The sequence below is a fragment of the Pseudomonas sp. S12(2018) genome (genome assembly GCF_024355235.1).
GTDB lineage: Bacteria > Pseudomonadota > Gammaproteobacteria > Pseudomonadales > Pseudomonadaceae > Aquipseudomonas > Aquipseudomonas palmensis.
Genome location: NZ_QLAD01000008.1, coordinates 214728 through 226645, shown reverse-complemented (window position 1 = coordinate 226645; position 11918 = coordinate 214728). Strand labels below are relative to the sequence as shown.

Annotated in this window: 10 protein-coding genes; 5 read left to right on the top strand and 5 right to left on the bottom strand. The window is 65.8% G+C overall.

Annotated elements, in window-relative coordinates:
• The first annotated feature begins 34 nt into the window (after positions 1–34).
• Complete coding sequence (ribA, locus tag DN388_RS19985; protein WP_043861888.1) at positions 35–652, top strand: GTP cyclohydrolase II; 618 nt, start codon at positions 35–37, stop codon at positions 650–652.
• Positions 649–1068, top strand: a complete 420-nt coding sequence (locus DN388_RS19980; RefSeq protein ID WP_043861887.1) for a hypothetical protein — start codon at positions 649–651, stop codon at positions 1066–1068. The genes ribA and DN388_RS19980 overlap by 4 nt, the downstream gene beginning before the upstream one ends.
• A gap of 62 nt (positions 1069–1130) precedes the next feature.
• Here DN388_RS19980 and dxs read toward each other — a convergent pair whose 3' ends face one another.
• The 3 genes from dxs to DN388_RS19965 all read right to left on the bottom strand — a co-directional run bounded on the left by dxs (position 1131) and on the right by DN388_RS19965 (position 4308).
• Positions 1131–3029 (bottom strand): 1-deoxy-D-xylulose-5-phosphate synthase, encoded by a 1899-nt coding sequence (gene dxs / locus DN388_RS19975; RefSeq protein WP_100634155.1) that lies wholly within the window; start codon positions 3027–3029, stop codon positions 1131–1133.
• A 152-nt stretch (positions 3030–3181) separates the two neighbouring features.
• The gene (locus DN388_RS19970) at positions 3182–4069 is read right to left on the bottom strand and encodes a polyprenyl synthetase family protein (RefSeq protein ID WP_210014646.1); all 888 of its coding nucleotides are present in this window, start codon (positions 4067–4069) and stop codon (positions 3182–3184) included.
• Positions 4066–4308 (bottom strand): exodeoxyribonuclease VII small subunit, encoded by a 243-nt coding sequence (locus DN388_RS19965; RefSeq protein ID WP_043861884.1) that lies wholly within the window; start codon positions 4306–4308, stop codon positions 4066–4068. The genes DN388_RS19970 and DN388_RS19965 overlap by 4 nt, the downstream gene beginning before the upstream one ends.
• A gap of 244 nt (positions 4309–4552) precedes the next feature.
• Here DN388_RS19965 and DN388_RS19960 point away from each other — a divergent pair, with 244 nt between their 5' ends.
• Genes DN388_RS19960 through DN388_RS19950 form a run of 3 tightly spaced genes read left to right on the top strand, consistent with a single transcriptional unit; the run spans position 4553 to position 8320 of the window.
• Complete coding sequence (locus DN388_RS19960; protein WP_043861883.1) at positions 4553–5956, top strand: MBOAT family protein; 1404 nt, start codon at positions 4553–4555, stop codon at positions 5954–5956.
• Positions 5943–7109 carry an SGNH family hydrolase gene (locus DN388_RS19955; protein ID WP_255001877.1) on the top strand — a complete coding sequence of 389 codons (1167 nt, stop codon included), beginning with the start codon at positions 5943–5945 and terminating at the stop codon, positions 7107–7109. The genes DN388_RS19960 and DN388_RS19955 overlap by 14 nt, the downstream gene beginning before the upstream one ends.
• A gap of 2 nt (positions 7110–7111) precedes the next feature.
• The gene (locus DN388_RS19950; RefSeq protein WP_043861881.1) at positions 7112–8320 is read left to right on the top strand and encodes an SGNH/GDSL hydrolase family protein; all 1209 of its coding nucleotides are present in this window, start codon (positions 7112–7114) and stop codon (positions 8318–8320) included.
• A 243-nt stretch (positions 8321–8563) separates the two neighbouring features.
• Here the strand turns inward: DN388_RS19950 and DN388_RS19945 are convergent, their stop codons facing one another.
• Entirely contained in the window at positions 8564–9649 is a 1086-nt protein-coding gene (locus DN388_RS19945; RefSeq protein WP_255001872.1) for a dienelactone hydrolase family protein, read from the bottom strand.
• A gap of 85 nt (positions 9650–9734) precedes the next feature.
• Positions 9735–11318, bottom strand: coding sequence for an RNA repair transcriptional activator RtcR (gene rtcR, locus DN388_RS19940; RefSeq protein WP_043861879.1), 1584 nt, complete (start codon positions 11316–11318; stop codon positions 9735–9737).
• Positions 11319–11918: the final 600 nt, after the last annotated feature.

Genomic DNA, 11918 nt, shown 5'->3' with positions numbered 1-11918 from the left:
CATCAAATTTCACGTTATTGATCAGGAGCACAAGGTGCCCGTCGTCTTTGTTGCCGCTTCCAAGCTGCCCACCCCCTTTGCCACGTTCACCATGCATGGTTTTCTCGACGAAGCCACCGGCCGCGAGCACGTTGTGCTCAGCCTGGGTGATGTAGCCGATGGCGAGCCGGTACTGGGGCGCCTGCATTCCGAATGCCTGACCGGCGATGCGCTGTTCAGCCAGCGCTGCGACTGTGGTTCGCAGCTGGAGGCCGCTCTGCAGGCCATTGCCCGCGAAGGCCGTGGCGTGCTGCTGTATCTGCGTCAGGAGGGCCGTGGCATCGGCCTGCTGAACAAGATTCGCGCCTACGAACTGCAGGACGGCGGCGCCGACACCGTCGAGGCCAACGAGCGCCTGGGCTTTGCCGCCGACCAGCGTGACTACGCCATGTGCCAGCCGATGCTCGAGCACCTGGGCGTCACGTCATTGCGCCTGATGACCAACAACCCGCGCAAGGTAAAAGCCCTCACCGCCATGGGCATTGCGGTAGCCGAGCGCGTGCCGCTGCACACCGGGCACAATCCGCACAACAAGCACTACCTGGCCACCAAGGCCGGCAAGCTCGGCCACATGATGGGCAACGAGCACCAGGGCGAGGCCGGTCGGGCGTGACCCGCGGCCAGGTCAAGCGGCGGCTGGCGTTCGCCTGGTGGCAGTTCTTCGCGATTGCCCTGGCGCCGCTGCTGGTGTTCGGCTGGGCATTCGGGGGCAGCGTGGCGCGTGTCCCGCTGCTGGTGATGCCGGTGTTTCTGGCCGGGCTGGCCTCGATGTTCTTCAGCCTGCCGCGTTTCAGCGCCTACAAGCGTGCATTGATTGCCACTGAAAAGGCGCTGAACAGCGCTGAGGAGCCGGCGGCCTGGATAGAGCTGGCGCGGGTTCGCCGTGTGTCGATGCTGTTTGCCTGCCTGCCGGCGTGGGTGGCCGCACTGTCGGTGTTCGTGGGCCTGGAGGGAGTGCCGCAGATTCTGCTGGCCATCGCCAGCGTGGTGATCCTTTACCTGTACCGGGTACCGCGTCAGCTGGGCTGATGCGCCCTTCGCCAGCCAGGCTGGCTCCTGCAGGCAGGAGCAAGCCTGGCTGGCGAAGGGGTCTAAAGGCCCAGCAGTTGCATCCGCTGACGCACCGAAGCCTCGATCCCGGCAGCATCCAGCCCGCATTCGGCCAGCATCTGCGCCGGCTTGGCATGCTCGACGTACACATCCGGCAAGCCCAGGTGCAGCATCGGCTTGAGCACGCCTTCAGCGCTCAGGAACTCGCTGACCGCAGAGCCGGCGCCGCCCATGATGGCGTTCTCTTCGATGGTCACCAGCAGGTCGTGGCTGCCGGCCAGCTCGCGCACCAGCGCTTCATCCAGCGGCTTGACGAAACGCATGTCGACCACGGTGGCATCCAGGTTTTCGGCCACCTTCAGTGCTTCTGCCAGTTGCACACCGAACACCAGCAGGGCGACCTTGCTGCCCTGGCGGCGAATCACGCCCTTGCCGATCTCCAGCGGCTCAAGGTCGCCGTCGATCGTCGCGTTCGGCCCGCTGCCACGCGGGTAGCGCACGGCGGCAGGGCCGTTGTACAGGTGCCCGGTGCTGAGCATCTTGCGCAGTTCGTTCTCGTCGCTGGGGGTCATCACCAGCATGCCGGGGATGCAGCGCAGAAACGACAGGTCGAAGCTGCCGGCGTGGGTCGGGCCGTCTTCGCCCACCAGGCCGGCGCGGTCGATGGCGAACAGCACGTCGAGGTTCTGCACCGCTACGTCATGGATCAGCTGGTCGTAGGCGCGCTGCAGGAAGGTCGAATAGATCGCCACCACCGGCTTGGCGCCCTCGCAGGCCATGCCCGCCGCCAGCGTCACCGCGTGCTGCTCGGCAATCGCCACGTCGAAGTAGCGCTCGGGGTAGCGTTCGCTGAACGCCACCAGGTCCGAGCCTTCCTTCATGGCAGGGGTGATGCCCACCAGGCGCTGGTCGGCGGCGGCCATGTCGCACAGCCACTGGCCGAACACCGCCGAGTACTTCGGCCCGGCGGCCTTTTTCGGCGCGGTGGCCGGGGCGTCCAGCGGTTCGAGCTTGGTGATCGCGTGGTAGCCGATCGGGTCGACCTCGGCCGGGGCGAAACCCTTGCCCTTCTTGGTCACCACGTGCAGGAACTGCGGCCCCTTGAGGTCGCGCATGTTGCGCAGGGTGGCGATCAGGGTAGGCAGGTCGTGGCCGTCGATGGGGCCGATGTAGTTCCAGCCCAGCTCTTCGAACAGGGTGCCGGGCACCAGCATGCCCTTGGCATACTCTTCGGTGCGGCGGGCGATCTCCCAGGCGCCGGGCAGGCGCGACAGCACCTTCTTGCTGCCCTCGCGCATGCTTGCATAGGTGCGGCTGGAGAGGATCTTGGCCAGGTAGTTGGACAGGCCGCCGACATTGCGCGAAATCGACATGTCGTTGTCGTTGAGGATCACCAGCATGTCGGCGTTGACTTCCTGGGCGTGGTTCAACGCCTCGAAGGCCATGCCGGCGGTGAGCGCGCCGTCACCGATCACTGCAATCGACTTGCGTGCCTGGTTCTGCAGGCGGGCGGCGATGGCCATGCCCAGCGCGGCGCTGATCGAGGTGCTGGAGTGCCCGACGCCAAAGGTGTCGTACTCGCTCTCGACGCGGCGCGGGAAGGCGGCCAGGCCGTCCTTCTGACGCAGGCTGTGCATGCGTTCGCGCCGACCCGTGAGGATCTTGTGCGGATACGCCTGGTGGCCCACATCCCACACCAGCCGGTCGTCCGGGGTGTCGAAGACGTAGTGCAGGGCGATCGTCAGTTCGATGACGCCCAGGCCGGCACCGAAGTGCCCGCCGGTCTGGCCGACGCTATAGAGCAGCTCCTGGCGCAGTTCGTCGGCCAGTTTCTCCAGGTCGGCTTCGGCCAGACGACGCAGGCCGGCTGGCGTATCGGCACGGTCAAGCAGCGGCGTGACCGGGCGTTCGCGGGGGATCTCTTGAAACGTCGTGGGCATCAGGCGAATCGTTATAGGTGTGATGAGGCGGCAGTTTACCTTATTGCGGTGAAGGCTGCCCATTGAGGTATGTGGTGTGCGTTTCGCCGGCAATGCCGGCTCCTACAGGGTTCGATGCAGGAGCCGGCATTGCCGGCGAAGGGCCGCTGCGGTCAGCTGCGGCGTTCGACGATGTACCGCGCCAGCGCCCGCAGCGGCTCGGCCTTGTCATCGAACCCAGCCAGCGCTGCCAGCGCCTGGTCGCGCAGTTCCAGCGCGTAGGCCTTGGCGGCTTCGAGCCCCAGCAATGCCGGGTAGGTCGGCTTGTCGCGGGCGATATCTGCGCCCTGGCGCTTGCCCAGGGTCGCGGTATCGCTCTCGACATCCAGGATGTCGTCCTGCACCTGGAACGCCAGGCCGATGGCCTGGGCATACTGCTGCAAGGCCGCAAGCGTCTGGGCATCGGCCCGCGCGCTGGCCAGGGCGCCGACCTTGACGCTGGTTTCGATCAGCGCGCCGGTCTTGTGCCGGTGCATATATTCCAGCGCGGTCTGATCGAGCTTGAGCCCCACCGAGCCCAGGTCGATGGCCTGGCCACCGACCATGCCGGCGGGGCCGGCGCCCTGGGCCACGGCCTGCACCATGGCCAGGCGAATGGCATCGCCCTGCGGGCTCAGGCGCGGGTCGAGCAGGGCGCTGAAGGCCAGGCTCTGCAAGCCGTCGCCGGCCAGGATCGCGCAGGCCTCGTCGAATTTCTTGTGGGTGGTGGGCTGGCCGCGACGCAGGTCGTCGTCGTCCATTGCCGGCAGGTCGTCATGCACCAGCGAATAGGCGTGGATCAGCTCGACTGCGCAGGCGGCGCCGTCGGCATCGCTGCTGGCGCCACCCAGCGCCTCGCAGGCGGCATAGGCCAGCAGCGGGCGTACCCGCTTGCCGCCGTTCATCACGCTGTAGCGCATGGCGGCATACAGGCGCTCGAGTTCGCTCGAGGGGGCGTGGAACAGGGTTTCCAGCGCGGCATCCACCTGGGCCTGGCAACGGGCCTGGTAGGCGGCAATCATTCCGGCTGTTCCGCGTCGAACGGCTCGGCGCGCAACTCGCCGTCGCGCTCCAGCAGCACCTGGACCTTCTGCTCGGCCTGGGTCAGGGCGCTCTGGCAATCGCGGGTCAGGCCGATGCCTTGCTCGAAGGCGGTCAGCGAATCTTCCAGCGACAGTTCGCCGTTCTCCAGGCGTTCGACCAGCGCTTGCAGGTCGGCAAGGGATTGCTCGAAGTCAATGGCAGCTTTTTTTCGGGCCATGGCGGCTGTCTCTGGTGGCGGTTTGAACGGCGCGACACTAGCAGAGCAGGGCAGGGGGAGCAAATCAGCGCCTGTGATCTTTCGTCGCATTCTGTTGCATAAATGCCGTGGGAACAGGCTTGATTTTCCTGCACTGCTTGCATTGTGGGGGCTCACTGCTGTCTGCCATAATCGCGCCCGCTCTGCGCCGCGGGTTGTATCCGGGTCAGGGTCCCCCCTTCCATGTCGCGTAATGGACTACGTTGTGAGCTTTCTTTCGATCGAGTTCGGCCTCTGCTTCACTCTGTTTTTCGCGGTCTACTGGAGCCTTTGCTGGAGCGTTCGCCTGCAGAACGTCCTGCTGCTGGCGGGCAGCTATGCGCTGGTCGCAAGCTTCAGCCTCGATTCGCTGTACATCCTGCTCGGCTACACCCTGCTGGTCTACCTGCTGGGGCTGTTCAGCGCGCGACATCCCGGACGGCGCTTCACCTACCTGATGGTGTTGCTGCTGGTGCTGGGCTGCTTCTATGTCTTCAAGTACCAGGAATTCTTCGTGGGGGGCGTGCAGGCCGCGCTGGCCGACCTGGGCCTGGACGTCTCGCTGCCGGTGCTGGAGGTGCTGCTGCCGATCGGGCTGTCGTTCTACACCTTCCATTCGGTCAGCTACCTGGTGTCGATCAACCGCGGTGAAATGGCCCCGGCCGCGCCGCTGGACCTGGCCCTGTACCTGGCCTTCTTCCCCAGCCTGGTGGCCGGCCCGGTCAACCGCGCCGCGCACATGCTGCCGCAGATTCGCCCGGCGCAGATCCGCCAGGTGCTGGAGCCGCAGCGGGCGCTGGGGCTGATTGCGCTGGCGGTGGTCAAGCTGTTCTTCTTCAGTGCCTGGCTGGGCAGCGAGTGGGTCGACCCGGTGTTCGAGACCCCAAGCGGCTTCAGCGCCGAGCAACTGCTGCTGAGCGTGTACGGCTACAGCCTGCTGATCTACCTGAACTTCAGCGGCTACACCAACCTGGTGACCGGCGTGGCGCTGCTGCTGGGCTTTCGCCTGCCGGCCAACTTCAATGCGCCCTACGCGGCCCGCAACCTCAAGGAGTTCTGGGGGCGCTGGCACATCAGCCTGTCGACCTTCATTCGCGACTACGTGTACATCCCGCTGGGCGGCAACCGCCAGGGCGTATGGCGCGGCAACCTGAACATGCTGCTGGCGATGCTGGTTTCCGGCCTGTGGCACGGCGCGAGCCTCAACTTCATCATCTGGGGTGCGCTGCACGGCGTGGGGCTGGCGCTGTACAAGGCCTCAACCTACGTGCTGCCACAACCGATGCGCTGGCCGGGCGCGGATGTGCTGGCGCGCCTGCTGACCTTCCACTACGTCGCCTTCGCCTGGATCTTCTTTCGCTGCGCGAGCCTGGATGATGCGCTGGACATGCTCGGCGGCATCGCCGGCCTGAGCCTGGGCGGGCTGTTGAGCCCCACCGGCCTGCTGTTGCTGGGCTGCGTGCTGTACATCGCGGTGTACCCGCAGGTGCTGGCGCTGCTGCGCCAGGGTTTTGCCGCCAGCAGCCGGCTGCCCTGGCAGCTCTACCCGATCCCGCTGGGGCTGTTCGTGTCGTTGGTCATCTTCGCTTCGCAATCGGGCGTGCCGGGGTTCATCTATGCAAGCTTCTAGTACCGGTCAGCTGTTCAAGACGCAAATGGGCGCGGCCAAGGTGCTGTACGCGATCCTGGTCACCACCTTGCTGCTGTTCTGGCTGAACCAGAACTCCATCAGCCTGTACTGCCAGCAGAAGTACCACCAGAGCTGCGAGCTGCCCTGGGTAGGGCAGAGCCAGGCGTGGCGCCTGGGCGGCAACCTGACCCAGGCCCTGGGGGATGCGCGCAGCAGCTTCATCGACAGCCTGGAGCGCCAGACCCTGCTGGCCCAGGCCGAGGGCGTGCCGACGGTCGAGCTGCCGCCCAGTATGCCGGTGGTGCTGGTCGACCTGGCGCAGCCCCATGCCAAGGCGCCGGCGCCTGCCAAGGTACCGGTGGTGGCGCCGACACCTGCGGCCAGGCCCCCTGCAGTGCAGCCAGCGACAGTGCCGCCGGTTGTGGCGCAGGCGCCCGCCGCGCAACCGGTCAAGGTGGCGGCGCAACCGCTGGTGCCGGGGCAGCCGCCCAAGGCCGTGAGCCTGGCGGCTGGCGACGAAGTGTTCCTGGTGGGCGACTCGCTGATGCAGGGCGTGGCGCCGCACCTGGCCAACACCTTGCTCAAGCGCTACCAGATCAAGAGCGTCAACCTCAGCCGCCAGAGCACGGGCCTGGCGTACCCCGGTTTTTTCAACTGGCCGCAGACGGTGTCCGACACGCTGCAGAATCACCCCAACATCCGCCTGATGGTGGTGTTCCTGGGCCCGAACGACCCGTGGGACATGCCCGAGTCCAAGGGCAAGCCGTTCCTGCGCTTCAAATCGCCTGAGTGGGAGGCGCTGTACCGCAAGCGCATCGACCGGATCCTGGACGAGGCCCGCGCGCACAAAGTGCAGGTGATCTGGGTCGGCCCGCCCAACATGCAAAAGCCCAGGTTGTCGACGGCCATGGCCTATCTCAGCGGGCTGTATGAAAGCCAGGCGCAGCTGTACCAGCAGCATTACGTGTCGGCCAACGGCGTGCTCGGTTACCAGGCCGACGAGTTCTCCTATACCCTGCAGAACAGCCAGGGCAAACGGGTCAAGACCCGTGTCGACGACGGCATCCACTTCACCACCACGGGCCAGAAGCTGATCGCCGAGCAGGTACTGTCGATGATCGCCTTCCCGGGCCTGACCGTAACGGGACACTGAGCATGCGCCGAGCGCACAACATCCTGGTGCTGGCGGCGCTTATCTGCGCGCTGCCGGGCTGCAGCCCGGTGGCGGCGGTCAACGCGCCGGCCGCGCGCCCCCTCGCCGTGCAGCAGAAGGCGACCGGCAGCCGTGACGGCAACCTTGCGGTGCTGGCCGGCAAGCTGCGCACCTCCAGTCGCACACCGGTCAATATCGTGCAATTCGGAGATTCGCACACTGCCGCCGACCTGTTCAGCGGCGAGATGCGTCGCCTGCTGCAGTCGCAGTACGGCGATGGCGGCATAGGCTTCGTGGCGGCGACACCGGTACCTGGTACGCGCTACGACAACCTGATCCTCAAGACGGCCAGGCGCCAGTGGGAGCTGGTGTCGGCGCGCAACCAGCAAAGCACCCAGTTCCCGCTGGGGGGCTACCTGTCGGTACCGCTGGCGGCGAACCCGAGCGTGCGCCTGGAGGCGCGCGAACCCAGTGCCCAGCGCTACCGTATCTCGGCCCTGTACCAGGCGCGGGAGAACAGCAGCCTTACCGCCCGTGGCGGGCAGAACGCGGCGCGCCGCGTGATGCTGGCCGCAAGCAACGGGCAGTGGCGCTTCAGCCCGCCGCTCAACAGCATCAGCCTGCCGGTGGACATGAGCCTGAATGCCCACCCGGGCACGGTGCTGGGTGGCTGGTACATCCAGGGCCAGAAGAACGCCGGGGTGACCTATTCGGCCCTGGGCATCAACGGTGCGCGGCTGGAGGTGCAGGACAAATGGCAGGCTGGCTGGCAGGAAAACCTCAAGGCCCTGCGCCCGGACCTGATCATTCTGGCCTATGGCACCAACGAGGCGTTCGACAACACCCTGGACATGGCCAAGTACCGTGACCAGTTGCGCCGTACCGTGGCCCAGCTCAAGCGGGTGCAGCCACGGGCGGTGATCCTGCTGGTGGGGCCTTCAGACTCGATCAAGCAGCGTGGCGCGCGCACCTGCGCGACGCGGCGCCCGCAGTCGTTGCCGCAGGTGGTGCAGATCCAGCGCCAGGTGGCACGCCAGGCCAACGTGCTGTTCTGGGACTGGCAGGCCTACATGGGCGGGGAGTGCTCGATTGCGCGCTGGCAGGCAGAGGGGCTGGCGCGAGGCGACCTGGTGCACCTGACGGCCGATGGCTATCGCAAGAGTGCGTCGGGGCTGTATGACTACCTGCGTGGGCAGTTGGGGCTGCGCTGAGGCAAAAAAAGAGGGGCTGTATCGGTGTCGGGATTGGCTTGCGGCGCCCCGGTGCATCGATGACAGCCCCCCAGCTTCGAGCCACAGGGGCGTCGAACTCAGGTGCAAGCATAGAATGGTTTTTTGGGGCCTGCTGTAGGACTTTTGGACAGATCTCGAAGGGTTCTTCGTCAGCAAGGCTGACTCCTGCCGTTTATCCCAACCCTGCAGGAGCCAGCCTTGCTGGCGAAAGCCGCGCTGTAGTCAGCCCGCCGGGGTCAGCCCCAGCGCGTAATCGAGGTACCCGCGATACGCCGTTTCCCAGTCATCCTGGAAGGTGTGCCCGGCCGGGTGTTCGTGGCTTTGCACCGGGTTGCTGCCTTCGAATGCCTTCTGCGTGGTTGCGGTCAGTTCCAGGTTGCTCGAATGCTCCTTGGCGCCGTGCACGATCACGATGCGCTTGTCCTTGGCCTTCTGCACGGCGAATGGAATGCGAAAGCCGCCCGGCGACAGCAGTACTGCGCCGCTGTAATGCTGCGGGTATTCGGCGATCAGGTGCGCCGCATGTTCGGCGCCCTGGGAAAAGCCGATCAGCGCCACGTTCGAGCGGTCGATGCGGGTCTGCTTTTCCAGGGCCTTGAGCGCGGCCGCCACGGCTTTCTCGGTCGGCTCGACCGAGTGTTGCTGCCACATGAACTGGCCCTCGTCGCGCTTGAGCGTGCCGTTCACACCCACCAGTACGGCGCGTTCGCCCACCAGCTCTTCACGCATGCGAATGCCCTTGCTGCCTTCGGTGCCGTAGCCGGACAACCACACCACTACCGGCCAGCCGCCGGCCGGGGCCTTGCCTTCGGGGATGCTGAACGCCGCCGCACCGGCATCCTTGGCCTGTTTGGCGTAGTTGGTCTCGGCGCTCTGCAGCAGTTTCTTGTAGGCCGGTGCGTCCTTCATGCCCTCCAGCTCGTCGTCGTCACGCAGGATCACGGCCTGCCAGAAGCCTCGCTCGCGGGCCTGGTCGAGCAGGTCGCCAGCCAGATCGAACTTCTCCATCGAGGCCAGGGCGGCGCCGGCCTGGTAGGACGCATAGGCGTTCTTCGGGTCCAGGCGTGCGGCCGTCAGGTAATAGGCCAGGGCGCCAGCCATGTTGTCGTGCTCGCTTTTCTCCTTGTCGCCGGCATCGATGAATTCCTGTGCGTCGGCATCGTTCAGGTAGAGGTTGGCCATGCCGGCCAGGCCCTGCCAGCGGCCCTTGGCAACGGCCTCGTCTTCGTCGGCGAAGCTGGCGGTGGCGGTAAGGCTCAGGGCGGTGAACAGGCTGAGGGTGGCAAAGTGCAGACGAGGAGATGTCATGAACGACAAGACCGAGAGTCCTTTTTCGGTGGAAGGGAAAGTGTGCCGGCCAATACGGCCGGGGCGCGGATTCTAGCATGGCAGCTCAGCTGCGCAGCTGGTTCCAGTCCAGTTCGAAGCGCGCCAGGTATTTGCGCAGGCGGTCGGCATCGTTGGGTTTTTCCTTGTCCTGGCGCGACACCGCAAACAGCTGGCGCCCTGCGTCGGACAGCGAGCGGGCATCGCGACACACCCGCAGCACGGCCTCCAGTTGCAGGCGGTCGAACAGGTCCAGCTCACGCCCTTCAAGCAACGGCTCGGTGGGCGCCGCAACCCCCCAGGCCCGTTGCAGCCGGGTGATCTCTTCGCTGACCAGGGGCTCGTCGATGCGTCCGCTGTCGGCCAGGGTCGCCATGCGCGTGATCGAGGCCGACAGTTCGCGAAAGTTGCCGGCCCAGCGTGCTTGCGGTGAATGGGCGAACGCCAGGTACTGGCGCTTGGCTTCAAGGTTGAAGCGCACGTTGCGGCCCTGTTCGCGGGCGTGGCGCTGCAGTTCGAAATCGATGTTCGGCTCGATGTCTTCGCGCCGCCCGGCCAGCCCCGGCAGTTCGAAGGTCCACAGGTTGATGCGCGCATACAGGTCTTCGCGAAACAGCCCTTCGGCCACCTGCTTGCGCAGGTCACGGTGGGTGCCGGCGATCAGCTGGAAGTCGCTTTGCACCTCGTTGTCTGCGCCCATCGGGAAGAAGCGCTTCTCTTCGATGGCCTTGAGCAGCATGGCCTGTTCGTCGGCGCCCAGTTCGCCGATTTCGTCGAGAAACAGCATGCCGCCGTCGGCGGCGCGCAGCAGGCCGTCGCGGGCGTTCTGTGCACCCGTGAAGGCGCCCTTGATATGCCCGAACAGGCTCGACATGGCGCCGTCGCCGCGCAGCGTGGCGCAGTTCACTTCGACGAAGCGGCCCTCCAGCTGGTGGCGCGTGCGCTTGAGTTCATGGATGCGCCGAGCCAGGAACGACTTGCCGGCACCGGTCGGCCCCACCAGCAGCATCGGGGCGGTGGAGCGCAGGGCGACGCGCTCGATCTGCTCGATGGAGTGGTTGAACGCCACGTTGCGCGTGGCGATGCCGGCCTTGAGAAACGCCAGGCTGTGCGCCTGCTCGCGCTGAAAGCGCGAAGCGATGTGGTCATAGCGCGACAGGTCGAGGTCGATCAGCGTGCTGGTGCCGGCCGGGTCACGCTCTTCTTCCTTGCCGCGCGCCGGCGAGGTCTGCACCAGCCGCGCCGGCAGGTAGCGCGCCTCGGTCAGCAGAAACCAGCAGATCTGCGCAACGTGGGTGCCGGTGGTGATGTGCACCAGGTAGTCCTCGTGCTCGGTGTCGAAGTGGTAGCTGCTGGCGAAGTCATGCAGCGCGCCGTACATCTCTTCGAAATCCCACGGGTTGTGCAGTGCCAGGCGGTGCAGGCGCACCTCGGTGTGGGGCGACACGCTGAGTACATCCTCGCGCAGGCGCTCGGCCAGGCCCAGATCACGTTCGCTCTTGCCGTGAATCAGCTCCAGGCGGTCGATCGAAAGATCAGGCTGCTGGCACAGCGCGACGGTGGGCCGCCACTTGTTCCAGCGCGCGGCACCCTTTCCGTTGCGGTCGAGGGTGGTACCGATGAAGCCGATGGCAACGCTGCGCTTGTGCATGCTGTTTATCTTTTTGGATAAATGAAGAGATAAAAGTATACATAAAAGCCCTCAAGCATTTGCCCTGTGCGCAGGTTGATTTAACGAAGATGAAAATAAAACACTTATAAATCAAATAGTTGAAAATAAAATCTAGCACTTTGACGAAACCTGGCACGCCCCTCGCAATAACGCTTTCGACCGCATCGCCAAGCAGGCCAACGGGTCGGGGTTCACAACCCCACCGGTGCACGAGCCCACCCCTGGTGTTGGTGTCGTGCATGCCGCCGCCGCAACGACCGGTCGCTGGCGCAACCCCGGATGGGGCCGCCAACGAGCCTAGAACTCGTTACATACCCTCCACGGTAGCTGTACCCGTAACACCCGCCGGTGAGGCGAGGGCAACGCACTTGCAGCCAGGATGGCTGACTGTCGCGAAGGACGCCCCCGCCACCGCTGGTACGCCCGGCCTGCTGGCCGGGCCCGGGGCAAGGCGCAACGTCGGACCGAAGGACTCGGTCGGCAAAGGACTCTGATGTCCCGACGCGTGCACCTCCCCCCGGGCCCCACCTGCAGCGCTCGGCGTACCGGCAGCACCGGCACCACGGAATTCATTGAAAG

What these genes read in the sequence shown, in the direction of transcription:
- DN388_RS19955 (WP_255001877.1), top strand. Translation starts at nt 5,943, where the DNA reads ATGCAAGCTTCTAGTACCGGTCAGCTGTTCAAGACGCAAATGGGCGCG.
- DN388_RS19945 (WP_255001872.1), bottom strand. Translation starts at nt 9,649, where the DNA reads ATGACATCTCCTCGTCTGCACTTTGCCACCCTCAGCCTGTTCACCGCC.
- dxs (WP_100634155.1), bottom strand. Translation starts at nt 3,029, where the DNA reads ATGCCCACGACGTTTCAAGAGATCCCCCGCGAACGCCCGGTCACGCCG.
- rtcR (WP_043861879.1), bottom strand. Translation starts at nt 11,318, where the DNA reads ATGCACAAGCGCAGCGTTGCCATCGGCTTCATCGGTACCACCCTCGAC.
- DN388_RS19965 (WP_043861884.1), bottom strand. Translation starts at nt 4,308, where the DNA reads ATGGCCCGAAAAAAAGCTGCCATTGACTTCGAGCAATCCCTTGCCGAC.
- DN388_RS19950 (WP_043861881.1), top strand. Translation starts at nt 7,112, where the DNA reads ATGCGCCGAGCGCACAACATCCTGGTGCTGGCGGCGCTTATCTGCGCG.
- DN388_RS19970 (WP_210014646.1), bottom strand. Translation starts at nt 4,069, where the DNA reads ATGATTGCCGCCTACCAGGCCCGTTGCCAGGCCCAGGTGGATGCCGCG.